The organism is Nocardia acididurans, from assembly GCF_016741815.1.
Lineage (GTDB): Bacteria > Actinomycetota > Actinomycetes > Mycobacteriales > Mycobacteriaceae > Nocardia > Nocardia acididurans.
On record NZ_JAERRJ010000024.1, the window covers coordinates 1 to 24,481 of the forward strand.

Annotated in this window: 25 protein-coding genes and 1 pseudogene; 5 read left to right on the forward strand and 21 right to left on the reverse strand. The window is 68.7% G+C overall.

All coding sequences use genetic code 11. From position 1 onward, the window contains the following. Positions 1 to 31 precede the first annotated feature (31 nt). From JK358_RS37305 to JK358_RS37385, 17 genes are all read right to left on the reverse strand, one after another. On the reverse strand, positions 32 to 589 hold the full coding sequence (locus tag JK358_RS37305; protein ID WP_201958210.1) for a hypothetical protein: 558 nt from the start codon (positions 587 to 589) through the stop codon (positions 32 to 34). Between the two features lie 16 nt (positions 590 to 605). Continuing rightward, the gene (locus JK358_RS37310; RefSeq protein WP_307817917.1) at positions 606 to 1,805 is read right to left on the reverse strand and encodes a peptidoglycan DD-metalloendopeptidase family protein; all 1,200 of its coding nucleotides are present in this window, start codon (positions 1,803 to 1,805) and stop codon (positions 606 to 608) included. Positions 1,806 to 1,808: 3 nt separating this feature from the next. After that, positions 1,809 to 2,117 carry a hypothetical protein gene (locus JK358_RS37315; protein ID WP_201958212.1) on the reverse strand — a complete coding sequence of 103 codons (309 nt, stop codon included), beginning with the start codon at positions 2,115 to 2,117 and terminating at the stop codon, positions 1,809 to 1,811. Continuing rightward, positions 2,114 to 3,961, reverse strand: coding sequence for a putative type IV secretion/conjugal transfer ATPase (locus JK358_RS37320; protein WP_201958215.1), 1,848 nt, complete (start codon positions 3,959 to 3,961; stop codon positions 2,114 to 2,116). Before JK358_RS37320 ends, JK358_RS37315 begins: the two co-directional genes overlap by 4 nt. Beyond that, positions 3,958 to 5,442, reverse strand: a complete 1,485-nt coding sequence (locus tag JK358_RS37325) for an SCO6880 family protein (RefSeq protein ID WP_201958217.1) — start codon at positions 5,440 to 5,442, stop codon at positions 3,958 to 3,960. Before JK358_RS37325 ends, JK358_RS37320 begins: the two co-directional genes overlap by 4 nt. After that, positions 5,439 to 6,974 carry a TrbL/VirB6 family protein gene (locus JK358_RS37330; protein WP_201958224.1) on the reverse strand — a complete coding sequence of 512 codons (1,536 nt, stop codon included), beginning with the start codon at positions 6,972 to 6,974 and terminating at the stop codon, positions 5,439 to 5,441. The genes JK358_RS37325 and JK358_RS37330 overlap by 4 nt, the downstream gene beginning before the upstream one ends. After that, positions 6,968 to 7,792 (reverse strand): DUF8175 domain-containg protein, encoded by an 825-nt coding sequence (locus JK358_RS37335; RefSeq protein ID WP_201958227.1) that lies wholly within the window; start codon positions 7,790 to 7,792, stop codon positions 6,968 to 6,970. Before JK358_RS37335 ends, JK358_RS37330 begins: the two co-directional genes overlap by 7 nt. Beyond that, positions 7,789 to 8,415 (reverse strand): DUF8175 domain-containg protein, encoded by a 627-nt coding sequence (locus tag JK358_RS37340; RefSeq protein ID WP_232852558.1) that lies wholly within the window; start codon positions 8,413 to 8,415, stop codon positions 7,789 to 7,791. The genes JK358_RS37335 and JK358_RS37340 overlap by 4 nt, the downstream gene beginning before the upstream one ends. Before the next feature lie 36 nt (positions 8,416 to 8,451). Beyond that, a complete protein-coding gene (locus JK358_RS37345; protein ID WP_201958229.1) occupies positions 8,452 to 8,715 on the reverse strand; it encodes a hypothetical protein in 264 nt (87 codons plus the stop codon). Positions 8,716 to 8,729: 14 nt separating this feature from the next. Next, positions 8,730 to 8,999, reverse strand: a complete 270-nt coding sequence (locus JK358_RS37350) for a hypothetical protein (protein ID WP_201958232.1) — start codon at positions 8,997 to 8,999, stop codon at positions 8,730 to 8,732. A gap of 12 nt (positions 9,000 to 9,011) precedes the next feature. After that, positions 9,012 to 9,725, reverse strand: coding sequence for a hypothetical protein (locus JK358_RS37355; protein WP_232852559.1), 714 nt, complete (start codon positions 9,723 to 9,725; stop codon positions 9,012 to 9,014). A gap of 38 nt (positions 9,726 to 9,763) precedes the next feature. After that, a complete protein-coding gene (locus tag JK358_RS37360) occupies positions 9,764 to 11,314 on the reverse strand; it encodes a cutinase family protein (protein ID WP_201958234.1) in 1,551 nt (516 codons plus the stop codon). Further along, positions 11,311 to 12,177, reverse strand: a complete 867-nt coding sequence (locus JK358_RS37365) for a hypothetical protein (protein ID WP_201958236.1) — start codon at positions 12,175 to 12,177, stop codon at positions 11,311 to 11,313. Before JK358_RS37365 ends, JK358_RS37360 begins: the two co-directional genes overlap by 4 nt. After that, positions 12,177 to 12,863: a DUF8176 domain-containing protein gene (locus JK358_RS37370; RefSeq protein WP_201958238.1), complete on the reverse strand. Its 687-nt coding sequence runs from the start codon at positions 12,861 to 12,863 to the stop codon at positions 12,177 to 12,179. Before JK358_RS37370 ends, JK358_RS37365 begins: the two co-directional genes overlap by 1 nt. Positions 12,864 to 12,898: 35 nt before the next feature. Continuing rightward, entirely contained in the window at positions 12,899 to 14,092 is a 1,194-nt protein-coding gene (locus tag JK358_RS37375) for a hypothetical protein (protein ID WP_201958240.1), read from the reverse strand. 1,314 nt (positions 14,093 to 15,406) lie between these two features. Beyond that, complete coding sequence (locus JK358_RS37380; RefSeq protein ID WP_201958242.1) at positions 15,407 to 16,162, reverse strand: class I SAM-dependent methyltransferase; 756 nt, start codon at positions 16,160 to 16,162, stop codon at positions 15,407 to 15,409. 43 nt (positions 16,163 to 16,205) lie between these two features. Continuing rightward, entirely contained in the window at positions 16,206 to 17,321 is a 1,116-nt protein-coding gene (locus tag JK358_RS37385; RefSeq protein WP_201958244.1) for a hypothetical protein, read from the reverse strand. Positions 17,322 to 17,471: 150 nt separating this feature from the next. On the opposite strand from JK358_RS37385, the gene JK358_RS37390 reads away from it, so the two are divergent. Next, on the forward strand, positions 17,472 to 18,623 hold the full coding sequence (locus JK358_RS37390; RefSeq protein WP_201958246.1) for a GAF domain-containing protein: 1,152 nt from the start codon (positions 17,472 to 17,474) through the stop codon (positions 18,621 to 18,623). A gap of 16 nt (positions 18,624 to 18,639) precedes the next feature. Here JK358_RS37390 and JK358_RS37395 read toward each other — a convergent pair whose 3' ends face one another. Next, positions 18,640 to 19,554, reverse strand: a complete 915-nt coding sequence (locus JK358_RS37395) for an alpha/beta fold hydrolase (RefSeq protein ID WP_307817918.1) — start codon at positions 19,552 to 19,554, stop codon at positions 18,640 to 18,642. 317 nt (positions 19,555 to 19,871) lie between these two features. Here JK358_RS37395 and JK358_RS40555 point away from each other — a divergent pair, with 317 nt between their 5' ends. Together JK358_RS40555 and JK358_RS37405 are read left to right on the forward strand one after the other, a co-directional pair. Then, positions 19,872 to 20,177: a transposase gene (locus JK358_RS40555; RefSeq protein ID WP_201958251.1), complete on the forward strand. Its 306-nt coding sequence runs from the start codon at positions 19,872 to 19,874 to the stop codon at positions 20,175 to 20,177. Then, positions 20,123 to 21,085 (forward strand): IS3 family transposase, encoded by a 963-nt coding sequence (locus JK358_RS37405; RefSeq protein WP_307817920.1) that lies wholly within the window; start codon positions 20,123 to 20,125, stop codon positions 21,083 to 21,085. Before JK358_RS40555 ends, JK358_RS37405 begins: the two co-directional genes overlap by 55 nt. A gap of 322 nt (positions 21,086 to 21,407) precedes the next feature. Here JK358_RS37405 and JK358_RS37410 read toward each other — a convergent pair. The 3 genes and pseudogenes from JK358_RS37410 to JK358_RS37420 form a co-directional block, all read right to left on the reverse strand. Beyond that, a pseudogene (locus JK358_RS37410) lies at positions 21,408 to 22,436 on the reverse strand (gamma-glutamyltransferase); the annotation flags it as partial. 60 nt (positions 22,437 to 22,496) lie between these two features. Beyond that, entirely contained in the window at positions 22,497 to 23,063 is a 567-nt protein-coding gene (locus tag JK358_RS37415; RefSeq protein WP_201958255.1) for a hypothetical protein, read from the reverse strand. A gap of 22 nt (positions 23,064 to 23,085) precedes the next feature. Beyond that, entirely contained in the window at positions 23,086 to 23,373 is a 288-nt protein-coding gene (locus JK358_RS37420) for a hypothetical protein (RefSeq protein ID WP_201958257.1), read from the reverse strand. A 405-nt stretch (positions 23,374 to 23,778) separates the two neighbouring features. Here JK358_RS37420 and JK358_RS37425 point away from each other — a divergent pair, with 405 nt between their 5' ends. Together JK358_RS37425 and JK358_RS37430 are read left to right on the forward strand one after the other, a co-directional pair. Next, positions 23,779 to 24,006 (forward strand): DUF397 domain-containing protein, encoded by a 228-nt coding sequence (locus JK358_RS37425; protein ID WP_201958260.1) that lies wholly within the window; start codon positions 23,779 to 23,781, stop codon positions 24,004 to 24,006. Next, positions 24,003 to 24,242, forward strand: a complete 240-nt coding sequence (locus JK358_RS37430; RefSeq protein WP_201958262.1) for a DUF397 domain-containing protein — start codon at positions 24,003 to 24,005, stop codon at positions 24,240 to 24,242. Before JK358_RS37425 ends, JK358_RS37430 begins: the two co-directional genes overlap by 4 nt. The last annotated feature ends 239 nt before the right edge of the window (positions 24,243 to 24,481 follow it).

The following is a 24,481-nucleotide window of genomic DNA, read 5'->3' on the forward strand; positions in this document are numbered from 1 at the left end:
GTCCGGCAGCGGGATCGGGCGGTTCGGGTGGTCATCGCGTCACCCGGTAGTCGGTCAGTCGCCACCCGTGCGGGGTGGAGACGGTGGCGGCGGTGATTGTCAGTACCCGGTAGGGGCTGGTGGATTGGTCGGTGTGCTGGACGGTTTGGGTGAGTCGCACGCTCACCGCGCAGGTGCGGGCGTCGCAGTCGCGGGTGCCGGTGGCGGTGGCGGAGGCGACGACGATATCGGCGGCGTCGCGCCACCGCGCCCACTCGGGCAGCGTCCGGACCTCCGGTGCGGGCCCACCGCCGGCGGCCGCGGCCAAGGTGCCGGTCAGCCAGGGCAGCGCGCGTGTGACCGCCGCGCCGGGTGAGGCGTCGGTGACCGGCTGCCAGGTGAACAGCGCGGCGAGCCCGTGTTCGGCCGCCAGTGTCGGGCCCGCACCGTCGGGGACGGGGCCGTGCACGTCGAAGGAGCTGTCGGAGCCGGTGTGCGGGTCGTCCTCGTGCCCGGATCCGCGCAGTGCACCCGACCACAGCAGCGCGGTCACGGCCAGGACCAGCGCGGCCGTACCGAGGATCGCGGCGAGCAGGCGGGTTCGGGTCATAGCGCGAATCTCCTTGTCAGGACAGGGTGTTGGAGTACTGCTGGGCGGTGGCCAAGATGATGTCGGCGTACGGGCGGGTCTGGACGATGTAGTCCTCGTGGTCGACGGGGAACCCGCCATTGCGCAGGACCGCGCCCTCACCGGCGTTGTAGGCGGCCAGATACAGTTCGCGGACATCGCCGTCGTGATGGACGCGCCCCTGCGCGATCCAGCCGTCGACGGTGGCCGCGATGGCACACATGTAGCGGGCTTGGCCGTTGATCGCGTCGGCGTCGTCCCACACGCTGGCCGTGCCGTTGCCGTCGGCGTCGATCACATACGGCTGCCCGTCGGGGGCGAGCGAGGCGGCGGTGCCGGGTAGGAACTGCGCCAGACCCTGCGCACCCGACGGTGAGGTCAGCCCGCGCCGGAAGCCCGATTCCTGTTTGCCCTGGGCAGCCAGCAGCGAGGAGGAGATCTGCGGGCATTGGGTTCCGGCTTTGCGGTAGAGGGGTTCGAGTTCGGCCGGAATTTCCATGCCCGGGGCCAGGTCGTCGACTCCCCCACCGGGCTTGTCGCACTCGCGGGCCGTGTTCGGCGTGGTTGTGGGGGGTGTGGTGGTCGGATTCGCTGCTGCCGCTGCGGGATCGACCGTCGAGGGCGCTTGGCCGGAGTCCGGTGCGGGTTCGGCACCCAGCCACGGGATGGGGTCGATCGCGGTGCCGCCGCCGAGCCGACCGCCGCCGGTCCAGACCTCGAAATGCAGGTGGGGGCCGGACGATTGGCCGTTGGAGCCGACGGCGGCGATCTGCTGGCCTGCGCTGACCTGATCTCCGGTTTCGACGAAGACCTCCGAGGCGTACATGTGCCCGTAGACCGTGGAGGTGGTGTGCCCGCCCTCGTTGTGGTCCACCACGATCCAGATCCCGAAACCGGAAGCGGGTCCGGCTTCGTGGACGGTCCCGGCCATCGCGGCGTAGATCGGCGTCCCCGCGCTCGCGGCGAGGTCGGTGCCCTGGTGAGCGCCACCGCGGGAGCCGAAAACGTCACTGATGGTGTAGGTTCCGGCCGCCAGCGGCCACGTGCGCGCCCCTCCCCCGGCGGCGGCCGCCGCTTTGCCCGCACTGGTGTCCGGGCCGCAGGTGCCGGTGTCGTCGCCGAGCAGGAACACCAGCACCACGGTGGCGGTGAGCATCCACACCGTGGCGAGGGCGGCCAGCACGACGGACCCCTTCACGATTCACGCCCCGCCGGCGCGGTTGTGCAGTGCCTGGGTCAGGTCGAGGTTGAGCGACTGCGCGCATGCCAGTTCGCGTTTGAGGTGTTCGACGAGTGCTTCCAGACGGGGCACGCTGCGCGAGGGTGCGCGGCCGTCGTCGGCCTGGACCCACAGCAGCACGGTGTTGAAGTGCACGCCGATGTCGCGGGCGACCGCTTTCGCGGCGGCGGTGCGTGACATCTGCGCCGGTGCGAGGTGGCGCACTCGGGCGATGGCGGTTTGGCGGATACGGTCGTCGATGCGGCCGTAGCGGCGTTCGGGTGCGCTCATGATGCCAACCTCCCGTCGGCTCCGGCGGGGTCGCCGAAGCTGCTGAAAATCGCGCTGGTGTCGTGGATTCCGGACTCGCGTTCGATGTCGGTGAGTTCCATCAGGAACGGGATCCCGGGCGAGCGATCCTCGCTGACCTTGAGCAGGAACTTGCCGACACCGGCCGCGATCGGTGGGGCCTGTCCGGCGCGGATCGGTTCCCCGGTCAGTGCCTGCGGCGCCGACCAGGAGGTGACCATGGCGGTTTCCTCGCCGGTGAGTTTGACCGTGCCGTCGAGAGCGGCCAGCTCGTCGGCGGGCAACGGGCCCAGAATCTTGGCGCGGGCCCGTTCGAGGAATCCGACAGCGCGGTCCTTGCTGGCACCGAGGGCTTGCAGGTCGCGAATGGAGTGGCTGATCATGATCAACGCGACGCCCAGCGAGCGTTGCAGCCGGGTCAGCTCGTCGACGCGGGCGATCATGAATTCGCCCAAACCCAGGACCTGCCACAGCTCGTCCATGACGACCTGGAAGTAGCGCTGTTTCTCCAGTCCGAGCTCGGCGAGCAGATTCAGCGCCTCGACCGCGCCGAATCCGGCCGACCAGCAGACCAGCATGGCGGCGGCCTTGAGTTTCTTGTCCCCCTTGGGGATATGGGAGACGTCGATACACACCCCCACCGAGTCGACGTCGATCGGAACGGTGGTGGGACCGTTGAACACGGTGCCGAACGGGCCTTGAGTCAGCGCGCGCAGGCTGCGGCGCAGGTCGATGATTGCGGCCTGGTACTGGTCGGGGTTGGCTGCGGCGGCATCGAGCATCAGCTCCGCTCCCCCGGCGGCGATGACCTCGGCCAGGTCGTCCAGGATCGGCGGGGCGTCGATGGTGTGCCCGCGCCCGCCCTCTGTGCTGGGGGTGAACAGGATCCGTAGGGCGGTGGAGATGAGGGTGTCCTCGAAATCGCGGATCCTCTCTCCGCGTACGAGTTCGACCAGGCCGGCCACGAGAGTGGTGTGCCGGGCCCGGATTTCGGCGTCGAGACTGGCTGCGGCCGCTGTGTGCCCGCCCGCGCGCAGTCGGGCCAGTGCGTTGCCCATGACGCCGGGGTCGAGGGGGTTGATCCGGCCGTGGCCGTAGCCCAGGTCGATGACCTGGCCGCCACACATGGCGATGGTGTCGCGGTAGTCGGGTTTGACGTCGGCCAACACCAGCGGGGTGATGCCTTGGGCGATGCCGCCGAGGACGATGCGCCGCACCAGCGACGATTTGCCGAATCCGTTGAGCCCCAACACGAACAGAGAGGGCGCGGTGATGAACCGACCCCGGCTGAACCAGTTCATCGGGTCGAAGCACACCGGCTCACCCGAATCCAAATGCCTGCCCAAGGGGGTGCCGATCACCGGTGCGCCCGCGCCGACGCACCACGGCCACAACCCGGCGACCTGCGCGGTGGTGGCCCGGAATTCCGGATGCCGACCGACCGAGCGCGAGAGGCCACCTCCAGGGCCTTCGACCCCGCGATGGGTCACCCGCACGCGCGCCTTCCCGCTCTTGCTCTTGGCCTGTTTGGTGGCTTTGCCGGTGCGCGGGTCCTGGCCGGTCGCGCGGGCCACCGCGGCGTGACGGCGGGAATCGTCGGTCCACAACCGGAATCGCGCCCACCCCGCCGCGACCACATTGCCCGTGCAGGCGGCCTGTTCGGCGCGGGACCGTTCGGCCTGCGACAGCAACCGGGTACCGAACCCCTGCGAGGACTTTCGCGCCGACTTCGCCTGCGGTGCTGCGCTTTTCGCGGGAACCCTGGACGTGACGGCCGCGGTCTTGCGGCGCGCCGTCTTTGCCAGGTGGCGGCGGGGGCGTTTCATGATTCGCTCACCACCCGGGGTAGGGACGCCATTTGGGGCAGCAGGGCTCCGGCGCCGAGGCAGGCGGAGAATGCGGCGGCCTGGTAGCGGTAGCAGCGCCTGATCCGCAGGCGCGCTTGCGAACTCAGGTCCTTGGTGATCGCCTCGAGCGCGGGCAGGTCCGCGCCGGCCGGTTCGGTCACCGTGATCAGCGCCCCGAACCGGGTCACGCCGTGCCCGCGTGCTTGTTCTTCGCGGGCGGCTTCGGTGGCGCGCACCCGCATGACCGCGGTCGCGGAGCCGACACCGCGCTCGGTCTGCTCGGCGACCAGCGCGTCCTTGTAGTCACCGTCCACGATCTGGGCGGCGTCACCAGCCGAGTGCGGCCGGTACACGATCGCGACGCGCTTGCGGATGAGCTGGTCGGAGGGGGCGAGCAGGCGCTGCAGGACCTTTTCGCGCACCACGCCTTCGGGTGGCAGGTCCATCTCCCACGACACCGACACGACCCCGTCATGGAGCAGGCGATCGTATTTCTCGTCATGGAAGATCGGGCCCGCGTCGTCCCAGGACAGCTCATGGGATTCGCCGTTCTCGGCGACCGCCTCGAGGTCGGCCTCGCTGGCAGGATCCCAGGCACGGCGCAGCAGCGCGATGGCTTCCTCGCCGGTCATCGGCCGGGCCCGCACCCCGGCTTCGGCCAGGGCGGCGGTGATCAGCGGCAGCCGCCGCGCGACTTCCTCGGCCTGCTCGGCGGGGTCCTTGCGGCGGGCGGGTGTGGTGGCTTTGAACGTGACCGACAGCCACGACTCCATGCGCACGGTCTCCACCGGCAGTTGCGCGGCCAGCTGGGCCATCATCACCCGCGCCGGCTCCGGCGCGTCCGCCCGGGTGAGAGCGTTGACCTCGGCCGCGAGGCGATTGCCGGTCTCGGGCAGCGTGTCCACGACCACGGTGAGGGCTTCGACGTCGGGTTTCTCCCCGACGGTGACCAGTAGCCCGCTCCAGGCGGCCACCCACGCGTCGATGCGGTCCTGGTCGACTGCCCGCGCGCCCTGGGGCCAGCAGCGCAGCAACACCGTGTAGGCGTGATGGCCGGGCATGTGGATCATCGCGAACCGGTATCCGGCGGCGTCGGTGGACTCGTACAGCTTCGAGGTCGCCATCAGGCCTGGCAGTTTGCAGGTGCCGAGTCGGCTGAAAATGCCTGCGAGGTAAATGTTTTCGCGTCGCAGCAGGGTGCGCCACCAGTTGGTCATGAGCAATGCCCTTTCGTATCCGGTGCGCCCGCCCCGGCTGTGCGCCAGGGGCGCCAGCACCGCCAGCTCGATCACCACCACCACCGCGGCCGCTTTCAGCCCGACCACCATCACCACCAGCAGCGCGATCACCACGGCCGCGAACGCCGCGATGGACACGGTCCAGCCCATGCCCCACATGCCTTCTCGGCGCGGGCGGGTCCAGCCGCCGTAGGTGCGCTCGTCGACGGTCTGCGCGCTCATCGCGGCACCGCCCCGCGACCGGCGCCGGTCGGGCGGGCGACCGGAGCGGCAGCGGACTCGACCATCGACGCGCCCCCGCGCATCACCGAGCCCGAGGACTGCACCGCCACCGCGGCGGCAGCGCCGACCGGGCCTGCGCCCTTCACCGCGGTCATCGCCCGCCCGGTCGACGCGGTCTTCGCCGACGTCGCACCGGACGCCCCGCGCCCGCCTCCACCGCCGGACGCGCCTGCGCTACTTCCCCCGCGCGGTGCCGGAGGCGGCGGGGCCGGACGCGCCCCGGTGGCCGAATTACCGCCCCCACCACCGCCATTGCCGCCACTGCGGCTGGTGTTGACGCTGGTCGGTCCGCCCCGGACGCCGGTGCCGCGCGAGACCATGGCTGAGGCGGCGGCCCCGAGGACACCGCCGGCCGCGACCGCTCCGGAGATCCCTCCGCCGATATTGGCCAGTGGCGTGACCAGGCGCATCAAGGCGGGCAGGACCAGGGCGGCGCTGCACAGCAGCACCACCCCGACCAGCACCTGCTGTGCCTGCTCGGTCGTGGGAGCCTGCCCGGATTCCACCGTGGCGGTGAAGTCACGACCCGAGCGTCCGGCGGTGGTGAACGCGATCATGTAGATCAGGGCGGCGACGGGCTTGTAGAGCACGAACGCGATCGACCACGCCAACAGCCGATCATGGAAACCGCGCCCGATATGGGTTCCGCTGCTCGCCGCCGCCAGCGGCAGCACGCCGACGACCACGACCAGCAGCGCCTCACGGACCAGCGCGAATACCGCCTGCATGACCGCGCCAAGCAAACCGAGTAGCGCGACGATGAACACCAGACCGGGTGAGAACGCGGTCAGCACGCTGGTGTGCAGCATGGCTTCGGCGACACCGCGGGCGTTGTGGCCGGTGGATTCGTCGATCACCCATTCGGCGAAGCGGTCACCGCCCTGAGTGCCCAGGGTCAGGATGGTCGAGAACATCGCCGAAGCGAAGATCGCCCTGCCCAGGGTGCGGGTGGTTTCGGTGGCCTGTTCGGCCGCGCCGGAGCGGTGCGCCATCGCCAGCCGGATCGCGCACGCGATCAGCGATCCGGTCAGGCAGATGATCTGCAGTTGGAATGTGTAGGAGCGGATTTCGGAGAACAGGTCGGTGCTGGCGATGGTGGTGGGAATGCGCGTCCACCAGGTCAGCGACAGGATCAGCGCGTCACCGAGGCCCTCCAGCAGTGACTCGACGGCCTTGCCGAAGGTGCTCGACCACGCCTTGTTCTGGATCGCGTCCACCGCGTCGGCCGGGTGGGTGACCGCATGGCCGATCTTGCAGGCGGTGCCGAGGACATCACCGAGGCTGGGCAGCCCGGGAATGCCGACACTGTCGAGTGCGTCGTTGGCCTGCTCGCACGCCTCGTGGAAACCGTATGTGCCGCCGCCATTCTCCTCGGGCGCGGCACCTGCGGGTGCGGCCGTGAGGACCACAGCGGTCAGGACGACCGCCAGCCCGGTCAGCAGCGTCCGCAGTAGTCGCACGGGGGTCACCATGTCGACCACCCGCTCAGAGAGTCGATCTCGGATTTGGGCAGTTCCTGATCGGCGGCCAACTGCAACCGCCACTGTCCGTCCCACACCATGACGACCTGGGAGGCCAGCCAGCGTGGTGCGCCGTTGACGGCGCTGGCTTTGGTCGCCAGCCGCAGCACGCACAGATCCCCTGTGGCAGACCAGGAGTCGATCCGGAACGCGTCCGGAGCAACGAGCCACTTCGTGGCCGATTCGGCAGCGAAGTCGGGGATCTTGCCTGCGGCATCGAGGCGGAAGAAGGTGTCGCGGTCCTGTTCGGTCATGACCTGCATGCGCTCGCGCAGCGGCCAATCCCCCGGCCGCGCATACGATTGCCAGGTCACATACACCGCAGCCAACGCTGCACCCTGCGGGGTGTGGGAGTAGCCGGTGGGGATGCCGTCGACGATCGCGGTGGGCCCATCGGAGGTGGAGAACGGCACGCTCGCGCCGTAGACCCGCTGCCAGCCCCCGGTTTCCGGCAGCACCGGCGCGGCGGTCAGCCAGCCCGGATCGGTGGCGGTCAGTGGCGCGCGGGTCTGGGCGAGCGGCTGGCCGGCCGGATTGTTCGGGATGTCGACGCGCCGGCCGAAGGCGTCCACGTCTGGTGCGGCGAACCCTTGCGGGGTCGCTGTATTCGGGGCGGTCACCGAGGTGGACGGTGCGGTCGCGGTGTTCTCGCCGCTGTCGCGGGTGGTGAGCCAGGCGACCAGGGAGCCGATGAGGATCAGTACGAGCAGCGCGATGGCCGCGATCAGTGAGACGCTGCCGCGCCCGTTGTCCGGTTCGGGGGTGGTCATGAGTGTGCCTCCAATGTCACGAGGTCGGCCGGGATGACCGAGATGGCCTCGACTGGAGCTGTATTCGATTCAGACGGGGCGGACAGGTCGAGTCGCCAGTCCCCGCCGACCCACGCCACCGTCTGGTGGAAGGCGGCAAGCGAGTCGTCCGGGTAGCGGGCGTAGACCGTCACGGCCACTCGTTCGGGCTGGTAGGAGGTGATGCGGTAGCCCAGCAGTGTCGGGACCAGGGCGGCGGTGGCCGGGCCGGTGATCGAGATCCGGGCGCGCGCGAGCACCCAGGCGTCCTTGCCGGGCCCGGAGACCACCGACGCGGCCGCAACCGCCGCCCACGATCCGTCCGGGGCCAGCGACAACCGCGTGGAATGCTGGATCGCCGCCAGCGCCGCGCCTTGCGGTGTGTGGCTGTAGCCGGTGGCCGCGGCCGCGATCTTCGCCGGGCCGTCGACGCTGCTGACCGGCAGTTCCACGCCTTGGTAGGGCTCCCACCGCAGTTCGGCCGGAGCACGCTGCGGATCCGGGGCTGCGTCGACGGTGGCGGTGGCGGGTTCGTTGTGGCCGCCGCAGGCCACGGTCAGCATCAGCAGTCCCGCGACGAGCACGGTAGACAGATGGTGGCGCATCTCGGTTCCCTTTCCCGGACACCGCAAGAGTGCGGCTTAGTGCAGGAGCAGCACGGCGTTGGCGATGGTCAACGAGCTGGTGGCCAGCACCGCGGCCGCGAGGGTGCGCAGCAGGCCGTTGTGGGCTTCGGCGTAGGTTTCGACGGTGCTGTGGCGCAGCGCCATGTAGCGGCCGGCCGAGACCAGAAGCCATGCGACGCAGATGAGTTCGGCGGCCCATAGTCCGTAGGACAGCAGCGTGTACAGCGGCGTGGTCACCGTGTCGGGCAGTTGCCGGTAGTCCTGAGCGAGTGTGGTCATGGCCGTCACCGCGCTCAGACTGCGGAGACGACGGTGTTGAGCAGCGTGGTGGAGACTGCGACGATGATGCCGCCGATGATGGAGGCGGCCACCACTTTCGGGGACTCGCACGCGCCACCGGACCATTTCTCGACCGCGAACCGGCCGCCGCCGTAGACGATGCCGCACAAAGCGACCAGGTAGGCCAGCCATTTGCCGTACTGGGCCAGCATCAGCAGACCTTTGGATCCGGGCGGGGCGACCGGGACGAGATCCTCCACGGCCAACACGACTTCGGTGATCATGACGGTGCTCCTTCAAGGTGTCGGGGAATGCGGTCCGCCCAGCAGGGCGGTGATGGCGGCGAGCAGTTGCTCGCCGAGCTCGCGCACGGCTTCGAGCCGGTCGCGGCCTTTGGCCGGGGGGTGATCGCCCGGCGTCCACACCGGCAGTTCGCCGAGCGAGGTCAGATTCGCGGTGCGGTCCCAGCCGAGGCGCCACAGCCCGCCGCCGTCGGGGATCAGGTCGGAGATGACGTTGCGGTAGCGGCGCACCGGGGCGGGCATGGACCCGGGCTGGGCGGCCACGGTGATCAGCCCGAGCAGCAGCACCCGGCCCGGACCTGCTTGCCCGCAGTGGTATTGGCGCAGCAGGTCGTGCGCGCGTTCGAGACCGGGGATGGTTTCGCGGGCGACCAGCACCACGAACGGGCTCTCATCGCCCAGGACGGCGGGCCATTCGCGCTGGCAGTCGCCGGCGGGGGCGAGCTGGTGGGCCAGGGTGGACACTCCCGCACCGCCGTGGCAGCCCAGCAGCCACCACAACGGTGCCCGGGAACCGCTGTGCGAGACCGGCTTACACCACACACCCGCCCGCCGGGCCGGGTCAGGTGCCACGGTCGCGAAAGCGAGCGAGCGTGTGCGTGCGATGCTCAGCCGATCCGATTCGGCGCGTTTGCGGCGGGCCTTGCCTACCGGCACCGCCGGTTCGGTGGCCTGATCGGTGTCGAGAGTGTTGGGTGCCACCATCATGTTCACCTCCCCGAGGTCGGGGTCGTTTCGGTTGGGGGTTATCGGGAGTTGGCGGTTGCGCCGAAGTCGGGCAGGACCGCAGCCGGCGAGGTGGGTGCGCTCGCCTCGGTAGGTGTGCCGTCGTCGGGGATCTGCGCGGTGGCACCGGAATCGGTGGCGGCCGTGCCCGGGGCGGGGGCGAACGCTGCGGCGACGCCACTGATATCGGCCGCGGCGGCGGCGAACCAGTCCGCCACCCACCGCACCGCGGACTTGCCGCTGCCGCTGATCGGGTCGCTCTGGTAGCTGCCGTGGCGCATGATCGCGTCGCTGTATTTCGTCCACGTGCTGGCGTTGAGCAGGTCTTGGTTGTCGCTGATGTTGTTGACCACTTCGGTGAACGCGGACTGGATCAGCTTGGAGGCGGTGGCCGGGGGGATCAGCTCGGGTATCGCCGCGGCCAGCTTGCTGCCGAACACGGCCAGTCCGGCAACGGGATTGGCCAGCCCGGCGGCGGCGATCTCGGTGATGCTGGCGGGCGTGAACACCGTTTTGACCACGGTGGATATCGCGTTGATCGCGATGGTGCCCACTTTCAGCAGGGCTTTGAGCGCGTCGTCGATGTCGAGTTCGGTGCGCGGGTCCGACGCTTCGGCCAGCGTGGCGGAGATGGACTTTTTGCTGTTGAGGCTCAGGCTCGCCAGCGAGGTGCCCTGGATGTTGTCGTTGACGATGCTGGTAGCGGCCTTGATACCGGTCAACGCGAGCGCTTGGGTGATCGAGGCGATGGCTTTGATCGGGTCGTTGCCGATCTCGACCTGGCCAGCGACGTTGGCGACCGTGCGCAGCAACGCCGCGTTATCCGGTGCGTCACAGGACAAGTCGCCCGAGGAGCAGAAGCTTGCGACCCGGCCGGTGAGCGCGCCGTAGCTGGTCGCGATATCGCGCTCAGGCCCGATGCCGCTGCCCGGCGCGGCCGCGGTGGTGACCGCGTCGATCACCGACACCGCGGTACCGGAGGTGCCCGGGACCGCATCCGGGGTGGTGTCGGAGGTGCCGGGGAACACCGAAGCCGACCGTCCGCGGGTCGGGTCGCCGAACAGCGCGACCGCCGCGACCCGGTCCGCGGGAATGGCGGTGGATCCGGCGCCGATCTTCTGCGCCAGCATCGAGACCGCGTGCGCCCCTTGCGAATACCCCGCCAACGCCAGATAGGTGGAGGCACAGCCGGAGATGATCTGCTCGGCTTTGCTGGTCAGCGCCGCCAGGCCGTCGGTGATGGAGGTTTGGTAGGCGGTGGTGTCGGTGGAGGGCCCCATTCCGCCGAACGAGGCTTCATACGGGATGTATTCGCGCGCGACCGAGACCTTGGCGGCGTCGGCCGAGGCTTGGAACGGTATGAAGATCTCCGAGAGCATGCCGGTGTCGGTGGTCGGTGCGGCATCGACGGAGGACTGCCCGGTGCCCTGCACGCCGAGGGCGTACACCGCCGGGCACCCGCCGCCCGGTTCGGCAGAGGCCAGCGACGCGGTCGCGGTGAGCAGCGAGGTGGACACCACGGCCGCCGACGCGATCGTGGTGGCGCGCGACGGGATTCGTTTCGTGGTCATTGCAGTCCTCCGAGCGTGGTGCGGTATGCCTGACGGGTGGATTCGGACAATCGGCCCCAGTCGAGGCGGGCACGGCTTGCCAGGTGGGGGTCATAGGGGATGTCCACGACCGCCCGCACCGCGCTGCCGAGGTGGGTGCGGACGTGTTCGACCGCGCCGCAACCGAATCCGCCCGGCAGTTGGTAGGTGACCGCGATGACGACTTCTCGGATCAACCACTCGCCGTAGTGTTCGCACAGCCACACCAGCGAGTCGTTGAGCGCGTTGAGCGAATCCGCGCGTGCCGCGGCCACGAGCACCAAACCCACGCGGGGGTCGTCGATCAGCGACGCGACATCGCGGGAGGCGACCTGCCCGCCACCGTCGAAGATCGGCAGCATGCCGGCGGTTTCCAGATGGCGGCGCACCGACAGGAACGACTGCCCACGTGGCAACGGGGCGGAATCACGGGCCAGGATCCGCACACCGGTGGAGCTGCGTCCAGAGCACGCGGTAACTGCGGTGGGACGATCCGGATGCGGAGTGCGCAGCCAGGTCTGCAGCGTGGACACCGGCACCTGTACGTCCGCGCCCCGACGGCCCAGGTCTCCGCCCCACGCGGTCGCGTCGACTGCGACGGCTGCGACCGTGCGCCCGGATCGGGTGGTGGCGGCGGCCGCGAGTCCGAGAGCGACGGTGGTCGTACCCGCGCCGCCGGTGGATCCGAGCACGAGGGACGCCGGGATGCCGAGCCGCCGTAGTGATTTCGTCCGTTTGCCGCCCGGAACGGCGTCGGCCGGTATACCTGCCGGTGCCGGGGCCAGCAGCGCCAGCGCGTGGGATGCCGTGTGCTCGGGCAGGGCGGGAACCTTCAAGCGGGGCATCACAGCTCACCTCCTGCGGTGATGGCGGTGATGACCAGTTGCCCGGCCGGGGCGGCGGTGGTTACCGTCTGCTGCCACTGCGCCGTCGACCCATCGGGGTGCTTCTCCTCGATTTGGACATCGAAGCGGCCCGCTCCCAGGGTGGTGATGGTGACGCAGTGCCGGGTGCCCGCCGGCACCGCGGCCACCGCCGCCCGCGCGGCGTCCGCGTCTGCGGCATGCGCATCAGCCGACAGCACCGAGCGGGCAGCGTCGGCGTTGCGGGCCACATACCATTGCCATTGCTGGAACAAGATCAGCTCCGGGCCCGAAACCCCCGGGGTGCCAGGCGCTTTGCCCTGGCCCGATCCGACCACGACCGAGCCGCTGCGCGAGTCGGCGCACCACGGCGAGGGCGAGGGGGCAGCGGCTTCGGAGACGGTGGGCGCGGCTGCGGCCGGGGAGTCGTTGCGGCCGCCCGCGAGCAGCACCACCGCCGCCGTGCCCGCGACCGCGGCAGTGGCGATCCTGGCGATTCTCGCCGCTCGCCGGCGTGCGGAGGCGGCGTCGATGCGCTCACGCATTCCCGCTTTGATCGCGGCCATCGGGTCGTCGTCGACGAACTCGGCCTCGAATTCGGTGGTGCCGTCGTCGATCTCGGTATCACCGGCCTGGTCGGGTAGCCAGCCGCGCCACGACTCGTTCATCCTCGGCTCCTCTCCACTGCTGGGCGATCGAGCGCTCAGAACCCGGCCTGGACCGCGCCGAGCGCGTCGTTGACCGCCGGAGCGAAACCCGCCAGCGGCCCGAGCTGCTCCGGGGCCACCGGCGGCACCGCAGCCAACGCGTCACGCAGCGAATCGACCGGGGCAGCCAAGCCCGGATCGGCGACCACGACCTGCTCGGCGACGTGCACCACCTGCTCCGCGGCTTGCTCGACCACCTCGACAGCCGCCTGCACCGGCGCCACCCACTCCACCGGCACCGGTGCGGAAACGGGGGCGGGGGCGGCCTCTTCGACGATCGGCATCGGTTCGGGAATCGGTTGCGCGGCAGGGGCATCCATCAACGGCGGAACCTCCGCCGGCAGGGCGACGTCACGATCGGCCGAGCCGATCACCGCGCCGGTGCCCGCTCCGGCCAGCCCGCCCGCGATCCCGCCGGCGGTGGCGAAGGTCAACCCTCCGGACACGCCGCCGACCGCACACCCGATCGCACCACCGATCAACGCGCCCGGCACGGCCATCGCTCCGGCGGTGGGGATGCCGCCGATCAGGCCACCGGCGACCGCACCCACGAGCGCACCGACCCCGCAACCACCGACCGCGCCGACCGGCGCCGCCACCAGCGCGGCGACCGGCGCGCCGATCACGGCACCGCCGACCGCCCCCGCGGCGAGCCGATCGGATTCGTTGCGTGGCAACCCGAGTCCGTCACCGGCCGCGGCCACGTTCCATTCGGCCAGATCGACATATGCCTGGATCTTGTCGCGGGTGCGGACGTCGATCGGGTCGGGCAGCACGATCGTGCCGTTGCCCAGACGCAGGGTGTGCGGATCCACCGGCACCGCCACCGGTTGCTCCGCCGCCGGCTCGGATTCGTCGGCGACCGGCGCGGGCCCGGAATCCTCGACCACCCGGGGCTGGTACTGGCGCTGCGGCTGGACCTGCTGCTGCGGGCGGGGCCGCCACTGCGGCACGGGCATCACCGTCTCGGGTTCGGGCACCCAATCGGCCAGCGTCGCGGTCGAGGGGCCAGGATCGGCGACCACCGGCGCCGCCGGCTGCGGGACATAGCTCGCGCCCGGCTGCCCCGCGCCCGGTGCGGCCATCCCGGGCTGGCCAGGTGCGGCATCGGCCACCCCGGCGGCCACCGCGATCAACGCGGGCCAGGCGGCCACGGTCAGTAACGCTTTGCGACCAAACCTCGTGCTCATCGCATTTCCCTTTCTGAGAGGGCCGCGCAAGGCCGCGACCGGACCGATCGAAGAAGTTCGTCTTCGCGGGCGGACAGGTGCCGGGCTCCGTAGGCCCACAGCAGCTGCGCCACCCAGCCGTCCTCGGCCGCCACCAGCCACCACCGCATCGGCGCGCTCATCGCCGGCCCCTACGGTGCGGTGGCGACATTGCTGGTGGCGCATCACATTTGCCCGCTGACCGCACCTGCGCCGGGGTCACGACGACCACTAGAAAGGCCCGCAGCCACGACACCGCGTCCACTACGGCGAGAGCGACCACCCGGCACAGCACCGCGCGCCGGTGGTGCATCGGAATTCGCGTGGCGGCCCGCACCGGTGCCGAGGTTTCACCGATGCGGACCGACCAACGCCCCCGTACCCGCGAGCAGTCAGCGAGCCGGGTGACCAGCACGCGCCGTAACGACGCGAACAACATCAGAGCAAGCCGGTGGCGCCGAGCGGCCAGGGCGGGAGCGGTGCGCCCCCGCCCGGCCGTCGTGGGCACCAGTGGTGCCCGGACCCCGCACCACACACGCACCCGCCCGGTCCACGGCAACGCCTCTGCGGGAACGGGGTGTGTAGTACGGGGAGCTTGGACGCGCTGCCGCGCAAAGGGTTTCACCGCCGGTGCGGTCCCCTGTGAGGCCGGGGAAAGGAAGGACCCGGCCTCACAGGGCCGTGTAGACGCCGCAGTGTCGGCGTGAGAATCGAGGTGGTGACGCGCGCGGGGCATGCCGTAGCGGTCCAGCGCGGCCGCAGTGGTCAGGCATTCCATGCACGCGGCGCCGGCCCGCATGGACTCACGATCGAGAAGGTCGTCCAATTGCCGTGTCAGCACCGCGATTTCGGCATCACGCGCCGCCAACCGGGTCCGCAATCGCAGGACCACGGGCGATAACGGGGTGTGCCGGGCGCGGGGGGACCGGGATGCGGGCGGGCAGGAATGGGCAGTCATGGCAGCTCCTTCGGGGCTGTACGCCCATGGGCAGCTGCTGGCGAAAGAATGTCCGATCGACGAGAAACCGGTGAGGGTCAGCGGAATCGGATGCCGCGACTGCGCCGAAGGCGCAACGGTGAGATGAAGGAATGCGCGGCGAAGAGGTCTTCGATCACGCCATCAGGGCTGCCATCACAGTCCCCGGAGGGGGCACTTCGACAACTCTCCAACTAGCTGAGATGTTGCTGTCGTGCTGAGTGCTCAGCGTAGGCCCAGAATGTGACCCGCGCAACACTCAAGGTGAAAATGGGCTTCCACGCTGGGGATTCTCGATACACCGCCACGTGTCTCGGTGGTCAACGCCGTGGAGTGCACTGCAGCAGCAGGAACAGTGGGCGCGTGAAATTCTCGCTCCACCACGGGTTTTGCTGACGTTGCGTTGCCGAGGGATGCGGCTCGGATAGGCCGGTGATGGCGAATCCAGCGGCCAGGACCATGCCGACGTAGTGCTCGAGGGAGTAGAAACTTTGCACCGAGGCCGCCGGCGAGACCCGTCCCGCGACGGTGAACGGCTGCTCGACGGTACGCACCCCGAAATACGCGTCGAGCGAGAAGTCCCCGGTGGCGCCGCGTTCGGCGCGCGCGGCGTAGAAGCAGGGGTGCATCCCCAGCAGAATCGCCCGCCCGGTGGGGCGTAACACCCGCGCGAATTCGCTGAAGCGCTGCGCAGGGCTGGTGATGCCGTTGGGCAGCCGGTTGGCCACCACCAAGTCCACGCTGTCATCCGGCAGCGGCAATGCGGCGACGTCGGCGTGATGGAAGCTCACCACCTCCGGGCGGTGCCCGGGGTGAGCGCGGGCGGCGTCGACGAATTCGGCGCAGGTGTCCACGCCGTGGACATGGCGTGCTCCTCGCGCGGCCAGCTCGCGCGCGAGGTAGCCCTCCCCGCAGCCGGCGTCGAGGATGTCGAGCCCGGCAGGGTCGCCGATCGCCGCGTACAGGGCCGGGTCGGTGAGTTCGCGCTGATAGGGGTCCAGGCCCTCACGGATGACCCCGATCCAGAATTCCGCGTTGCGGGTGTATGCGTCGGTGACACGCTCATCGCCCAGCACAGCCTGCTCCCCTTCACCCGGTGGATATCGGCGTCTTCGCTTGCTACTGCACAGTTTTGAGCAACCGCGCCCCGGCCTCACGGGTATGCGGCTCGTCGATCCCGGCCTCGAGCCGCCCGGCGAGGGCGTGTCCGAGTTCGGTGCGTGCGCCGCCGAAGCTCGCATCATGAGCCAGCAGCACCGGGATGGCGGTGGTCAAAAGATAGTGCAGGTAGGCGTCATTGAGCGAGACCACGTCGCCGATCACCTCGGTCGCGGTGCGCCGCAACCCGTCTCGGGTGCTGGTGGTCATCTGCGCGGTCAGCGGGATATCGGTGCAGAAACTGGCCAGCGACCACAGTTCGTTGCGAGCCAGCAGCGCACTCGCGGCCACCTGCCGCGCATAGGATTCGGCGGCATCGTGATCCCCGGCGCCCAGCAGCACACCGATCACACCACTGCGGTAGGCGAACGCCGCACACCGATCCCCCGCCGGCGACCCCCCGTCACCGGGAATCGTCCCGGTCAGCCGCGTCAGCTTGTGGACCAGGATGCCGTAGCCGACCGTGGCCGCCATCGAGTTGCCACGCGTATCCACCAGATCCAGCAGCTGGGTCGCCCGCCCCGCCAGCAGATCCGGGTCCGCCAGCACCCCGCCGGGGGTGAACACCGCGTCCAGGGCGGCGCTGGGGCCCGCGCTCCAGCACCGCGACAGCGCCGCCACGGTGTCGCGGGCGTCCAGGCGTGCCACCGCGGCCGCGGCTTCCAGGACCGTGGCCAGGTATTGCGGGGACTGCCCGGCCCGCACCAGCTCCACCACCCGCGCGCCGTGGACTTCGAGGCCGGATTCGGTGCATTGGTGCACAGCGGTTTCCAGGCGGGCGGCGTGACTGCGGCAGGCCACATACCGGGCCAGGCCGGGGACCGCGGTGATCAGCCGTTGCAGCGTCGCCCCCGACACCTTGTCCAACCAGGCCGGATCCGACCACAACCGCCCCAAGGTGCTGGTGGGGATTTTGGCGAAGACCGCGAGATCGGCCAGGGACACCAGATCCGCTTCGGCCAGCACCTGCAACGGCAACGCCCGCGCCAGGCCCGACGTCGTGACCTGCGGGGACGGTGTCGTGAGGCCGTGCGCTGCGTCTTCTGGACGCAGACCGCTCGGTATCCTCGGTTCCATAGCACGATGCTATGACCTTGCGCAAGGTTTGTCCCACAGACGGGAACACCCTGGCACGCTGCGTCGGTCCGGGTCACGATCCGAACCAGACAAAACAAACCAGGTAACCAGACCGGACAGTCGGCCGATCTTGCCTTCGAGGAGGTCACCATGCGTTCTGTCAGCACACGACGAAACGACGGACCCGCCGACGACGACCACAACATCCCTACCGACACCGGCATCAGCCGCTGGCACTGGGCCGTCTTCGAAACCCTCGCAGGACCCGACCACGCGTCCCTGATCCTTGACGGCGACAGCCCCAGAAACTTCTCCCGCCCCAACCGCGCCTCTCTGGCCCGCTACGCCGCCGCCGCACACATGATCGACCCGCTCCTCCACGAGGTCACCGCCAGCCGCGAAACCAAGAGCAAATACTTCCCCGTATGCCGCGACGAACGAATGCAGAACCTCATCGCCGTGCCCATGTTCGGCCCCAGCGGCGCCATCCACGCCGTAGCCATGTGGCTCGGCGACATCAATGAACCCCTACCGCGCATGCCGATCATCGGCGCGGCCGAATGGACCGCCTCCGGTCTGGTCAGCGCCAGCCCCGCCGCGATGTTCCTGCTGCGCACCGCCCACGGCGACGCGCTCACCAACCACACCATCCCGGAAATGCTCGCCGCGCTCGACAGCCTCGACGACCGTGCCGGCTTCCTGGAAATGTTCAACCTCACCAATCTCGGCAGGCCCGCCGACCAGTGGTCCGGAATCGCTTCCACCACCGACGAATCCGGCCAACCCCACAAAATCCACCTCGCCCTGCGCGCGGTCCTGGTCAACGGCGAACGTGTCGTCCGCGCCGTCATCGCCGATGTCTCGGGCATCCCCACCGCCGACCGCCCCGACCTCACCCTGGCCGCGGTCCGCCACATGCCCGTCCCACCCGGCCAAGCACTCGCCCTGTGCGACCTCAAAACCGGATTCGTCCACGAATGGATGTGCCCGGTCGGCAGCCCGCTGAGCAGCTTCCGCCACCACAACCCGATCTTCGACGACGACTCCAAGCTCCAAGTCGTCAACGCCTGCTTTTCCCTGGCCGCCGGCGTCGCCGACACCGCCACGATCCGCGCCCGGATGCGGTTTTCCGCCGACGAGGAATGGATCGAACTCGACGCCTGCTGGACCAGGATCTGCGGCGGCGAACGGCCCCAGGCCCTGATCACCATCCGGCCGCTGTCCCCCATCCCCACCCCGGTCGTCCGCAGCTGCCGCGCCTGCCAGGAACTGGCCGACCACACCATCCACCTCCGTCCCTGACAGGCCCTAGGCGACCTCAGTCCCGCAGCACGCCACCGCTGTTGCGGGATTGGTCTTGCCGACTGCCCCGCAGCGACGCCAACACCGCCGCCGCGTGGTCGACGAACAGAAGATGCCCCACGCCCTCGACGATTTCGAGTTCGGCGTTCGGCAGAGCCGCGGCCAGCCGCCGCGCATCCCCCGCGGGCACGTTCGCGTCGCTGTCGCCGTGCCACGACACCGTCGGTGTAGAGACCTCGTACAGCTCGAATCCCCACGGGCGCACCAGAACCCGCTGCAGATCCGCCGCCACACCCCGGCTGCCCGCCTCGAAACACACGCGAATGTTGTCCCCGATGTTGGCCAGCAGCTGATCATCGCGGGCAATACGTGCCTGATCCGCCGGCGACATTTGCTTGATCAGCGCCGCCAGCCCCTGCGGAGTCCGCACCACCTGCGCCATCCGCGCCGCTGCCGGGCGCGCCAGGAACGGCAACTTCCGCAGGATCATCAACCCACCGGCCCGCTTCCCCTTCCCTGGTACGGGCTTGTCCCCGTCCACCACCGGCGCGAACGCACTGACCAGCACCACCTGCGACACCCGATCGGGCATGCGATACGCGGCAGCCAACGCGTACGGACCACCACCCGAGGCACCGAGCACCGCGAACTCGTCCAAGCCCATCTGGTCGGCCACCGCCTCGACTGTGCCCATCCAATCCACGACCTGGCGGCACGGCGTCATCTCCGATACCCCCATCCCGGGACGGTCCACCGCGATCAGCCGTAACCCGGCGGCGGCCGCAGCCGCATGCGCGAAGCGAACAGCTTCCACGTGGCAACCCGGTGCGCCGTGGAATGCCAGCACGGGATAACCAGTCAGATCTCCGCACTCCATCCCACCTACCACCACCCCTTGCGCAACCATCGACCATGGCATCGGAGAAGTCATGCCCGAACCCTATGGTCTAGCGAACATCTAGCGTCCCGAACCGCCGGGCAGATTTCCAACCTGCCCGCTTTACCCGGTTCAATACCCCGCGTTCAGGCATTCCGCGGCGCGACCGATCTCGCCCAGATCCCCCACCCTGCCCGAAATCGGTGGCGCGCAACAGCTGAGTGTCCACCTCGAAGACGCCAGGGCGAGCACCACACCGATCTTCGTCAAACCAGCCGACGGCCGCAAAGGTTTCGCCGGCGCCGTTTGAGGTTCCCCCGCTTTCTCGGAGGGCTCTGACTGTGGTCCGATAGGGCCGGAAGGAGTCATTCGTGGCAGCACCAAAGAAGTACCCAGATGAGTTGAAGGCGCGGGCCGTGCGGCTGTATCGGGAGTCCGATCCCAAGCCTGCGATCCGCAAGCTCGCCGCCCAGCTCGGGGTGCATCACGAGGCGTTGCGGAACTGGATCCGCCAAGCCGAGGCCGATGCCGGCGAACGCGCCGACAGGCCGAGCACCGACATGCTCGCCGAGAACCGCGCGTTGAAGAAACGAGTCGCGGAGTTGGAGCGGGTCAACGAGATATTGCGTTCTGCGAGTGCGTATTTCGCCTCGGAGCTCGGCCCGACCCGGCGGTGATCATGCGGTTCATTCAACAGAACAGCCAGCACCCGGTCGAGCTCCTGCTACGGGTCCTGGGCATCGCGTCCTCGACCTATTACGACTGGAAGAAACGCGCCGTGCAGCCCTCGGATCGTCACGTCGAAGACGAGAGGCTGCTGGCCGAGATCATCGACATTCACACCAGTTCCGGCGGCACCTATGGGTCGCCGAGAGTGCATGCGATGTTGCGGCGCAGAGAGATTCGCGTCGGCCGTAAGCGTGTGGAGCGGTTGATGCGGGCCTCGCAGTTGCAGGGCGCGTTCCTGCGCAAGAAGTGGAGACTCGGCTCGACGCGGCAGGATCCACGGGCCCGGCCCGCGCCGGATCTGGTCGAACGCAACTTCACCGCCGCCGAACCGAACCGGTTGTGGGTGGCCGATGCCACCCGCATCCCGTGTGGTCAGGGTGCGTTCTGGCTGGCGGCGGTGCGGGATGCGTTCTCGAATCGGATCGTCGGGTGGAAGACCTCCGACCGCTGCGACACCGAGTTGGTGCTCGGCGCGATGGAATACGCGGTCTGGAGCCGCGAGGTCCGCGACGGGCAACTGATTCACCACAGCGACCGCGGCTCGACCTACACGGCCATCCGGTTCGCAAACAGGTTGGCCGACAACGGAATCGCCCAATCGATGGGGTCGGTCGGCGACAGTTACGACAACGCGTTGATGGAGAACTTCTTCTCCACTCTCAAGACCGAGCTGGTCTACCGACGGACCTGGCGCACCCGCGACGAGGCCGAGAACGCGCTGTTCGCCTACATCGACGGCTGGTACAAACCCCCAGCGCATCCAGAAGAAGCTCGGCTGGCGATCACCGGACGAGTTCGAAGCCGGTTACCATCAACGAGTTCCAGCCGGAACCAGATAATCCGCTCTCCGGATTAGCGGGGGAACCTCAAACCGTGCCAGATCCAGTATTGAGCTGGAAGCGACACGGTGTCCAAAACCGCGTCCGTGACGGTGGTGGGCACCGGCACGCACGAGCGCATTCGAGGCCGCCTGCAGCACCAGCCCTCACCTGTATCTCGGAGTCGGCTGGTTATCGACGGAGCCAGAACAGCTGTGGATCCATCCCGGCGGCGGTGCTACCCGATTCTCGCGCGGCGCCGAGGGGGTTTGGTCCCGGTCCGCGGTGGTGAGCGACTTGCCCGCCGAAGTCCAGCGATGGCGAGACGGTCGGGCCGGGCCGAGATGACGTGAAACCCGGCTAACGGTGCGGATCGCCGAGGACCGTGCCCTCGCGGCGTGGGTCCGCGCCTCCGATCCAGCCACGACTGTCGCGGGAAATCGGGGAGGTCCCACTGATCTGTGGCGTGATCGAGACTTGATGGCCCTGCTGCCGCAGCGCCCGCAGCAGAGGGTCGTGGTCGCCGTTGTCCCGAGTGTCGATCGCCGGGTTCTCGCCACCGACGTTGGTGGTGGTGGAGTTGCTCGCGCCGAAAGCGATCAGTGAGATCGCCTGCTGCGGGTCGAGGTTCCAATCCAGCATGGCGACAAGGGTTTTCACAACGAACTGGATGATGAGCGACCCGCCCGGCGAGCCGGCCACCAGACGGAGCGCGGCGCGCGCACCCTCGGGGTGCGGTCGAAGACGAGGGTGGGGGCCATCGAGCTGCGCGGGCGTTTGCCGGCGGCGATGCTGTTGGCGATCGGTGCGCCGTCGGCGGCGAGCTGTTCGGTGCCGAAGTCGGTGAGCTGATTGTTGAGAATTAATCCGTTGACGAGGCGAAATGAACCGAGGCCGGATTCGGTGCTGGTCGTCATGGACGCGGCGTTGCCGTACCGGTCGGCTGTGGATATGTGGCTGGTGCCGTGCTCGCGAGGTTGCGCGCCGGTGCCGAGCGCGGGGGGCCGAAGTCGCCGGGTTGCGCGGTGCCCATGCTGCGGTGCGGGTCGATGAGTACCGCACGCCGCGTCAGGTAGCCGGGGTCCAGCAACGCGTGCGGCGAGTTGCCGGGCAGCGGAACGAAAACCGTGTCCGCGATGTACTTGTCGCGATCGGCGTAGGCCAGTCGCTCGGCCTCGGCGATCAGGTGTACCGCCTGTGCGGTGGGTGTTCCGCCGTTGCGGGCGGCATCGGTGTCACCGCGGGTGCCGGTCGGCCCTATCGCGCTCAGATCGAGTTCGACAGAATACCCAGTGGCGCCGCGACGGTCATGCCCCCGGAGGAGGGCGCCGGCATGCCGCAGATCTCGTAGTTCCGGTAGGGCGTGCACACCACCTCGCGTTTCACCGCTCGGTCAACTGCAACGCTAGCGGGCATACCCACCGCACAGCCCGGTGGTAACGGCGAGTTTCAAACGAGGCGGCGATCCGGGACAAACCTGTCCAGCCATCCAGGCGATGGGACGGGATCCGACCATGACCTATCCAGTTGAGTTCTCTCGTCCACCGCCCGCAGACTCACCATCAGTGAGTTGACCTGAGCGGTGAGGACTTGCCGCACTACTTCCAGCTCGAGTACGTAGCCCTGACCTAGTTCTGCTGCCAGCCGCGAATCCGGCTTCGCTGAACGAACGATTCCACGACTATCGATGAACAGGCCAAGGTCCTTCGCCACGGTATCGATCTCTCTGAGCTTGCCCACCCGATTCTCGATCCAGCCGAGCGCCGAGGAGAAATCGACGGCGGTTCGCGACAGGAGGTGACGGGCCCGATGCAGCGTTCCCGCCTGCCGGGCGAGTGCCATCCGCAGCTCCCAGCCAGCCGTACTGTCGAAGAACTCCGGAACATCGTTGATGAGTTCGCCCAGAAACCATTGCCGATCACCCAAATCGGCAATGGCGGCTTCGATATCATCCAGCACCCGACGAGCTGAATCGAACTTCCACTCCAACACAACATGGACACCGATATCCGTCATCAGCGCTACCCGCTCTTGTGTCTCATACGTCAGCGATCCGTCGCGCCCCGGATCTATCGGCCGATTCGTACTCGCTCACCGCACTTTCCAGGATCTCCACGACGCGAAGGAGCTCGTAAGCGGTCCCGCTCACCAGGTTCTCCACCTTCAGCAGCGTGAAGTCTGCGTGAACCACAAAACGCGACCCTCTCATCTCGACAAGGGCCGAATCTACGGAGTCCCGGCCGAGCTCGGCGCTCTTGCGCACTTCGCCAGAGGTCGCCCGCAAGGCATGGGCCAACTGTCGTAAACGGGCCGGGCTCACTTCCATACGGTCCGCGCCTCTCATCCCGCGCCAGCTGTCGAAATTACAATGCACTGTTTCCAACGAGGGGAAGAAGGGACTGCTGCACGGGAGTTTCGGATTAACGGTGGATCCGGTCTCGGTGTGGGTTAGTTCCCGGTCGGGTGGATCCGGCCTTCGAAAGTGATGGCGAAGGCTTCCACCGCATCGCCCATCGTGCCCGGCCTTGTCCGGTCGGGTCCAGAGAACTAGTCACCAAATACAAGCATTTCAACGCCGACCAGCGATGCCCCGCGTACATGGGCGCACCAGGAAGTTGATCTTCTACCCAGTGCAGGGAACTCGTCTACAGCTCAACGTGTTTCGGACTCGATACGGTGGGCCACCTGCATGCAGCAGTGGTCGCATCCGACAGTCTAGGAGCTTGGTCCCATGGCTTTCCTGCCCCCCGAAATCACCGTGAATCACCACACCGACACACTCACCTGGCGGCGCGCGAAGTGCGAAGCGGGGCACTGCGTCGAAGTCGCCGTCGCTCCTGAAAGTCAAGTGGCCGTGCGCGATTCGAAGTCGCCTGAGACCGGGATGCTCATGTTCACCGCCACGCAATGGACCGAGTTCCTCGGCGGTGTCGGGCGCGGAGAGTTCGATCCGGCATGACATCGGGTCGTCCGCCGGGTACCGAGCAGATCCAGTGGCAACGGGCTTCGACAGCCGGCGAGGATACCGCTTCGGTGGAGGTGGCCATGCTCGGTGACGGCTTGGTCGCGATGCGGGATTCTCGTTCGCCCCAGACGTTGTCGCTGGTCTTCAACCGGGCAGAGTGGACCGCGTTCCTCGCGGGTGTGCGAGAAGGGGAGTTCGCGGACCTCGAGACGACAGTGCGCGAATCATGATGTTCTGTCCGGATCGACAACGCGGGCACTGAACCCATCCCGGTTCCATTGACGCCGTCGACGGCCGCGAGGACATCGCCCGGCCGCAGCAGCACTCGACTGATACCTCTTACCTTCCAAGGAATTCATATGATCAACGATGTCAAAAGGCGGCGGTCGGCTGTCCGCCGCGTGATTCTCGCCGTAGCTCTCGCGGGTTCGGCGGTGGCGGTACCGTCCCTCATTTCGGCCCCGGCTAC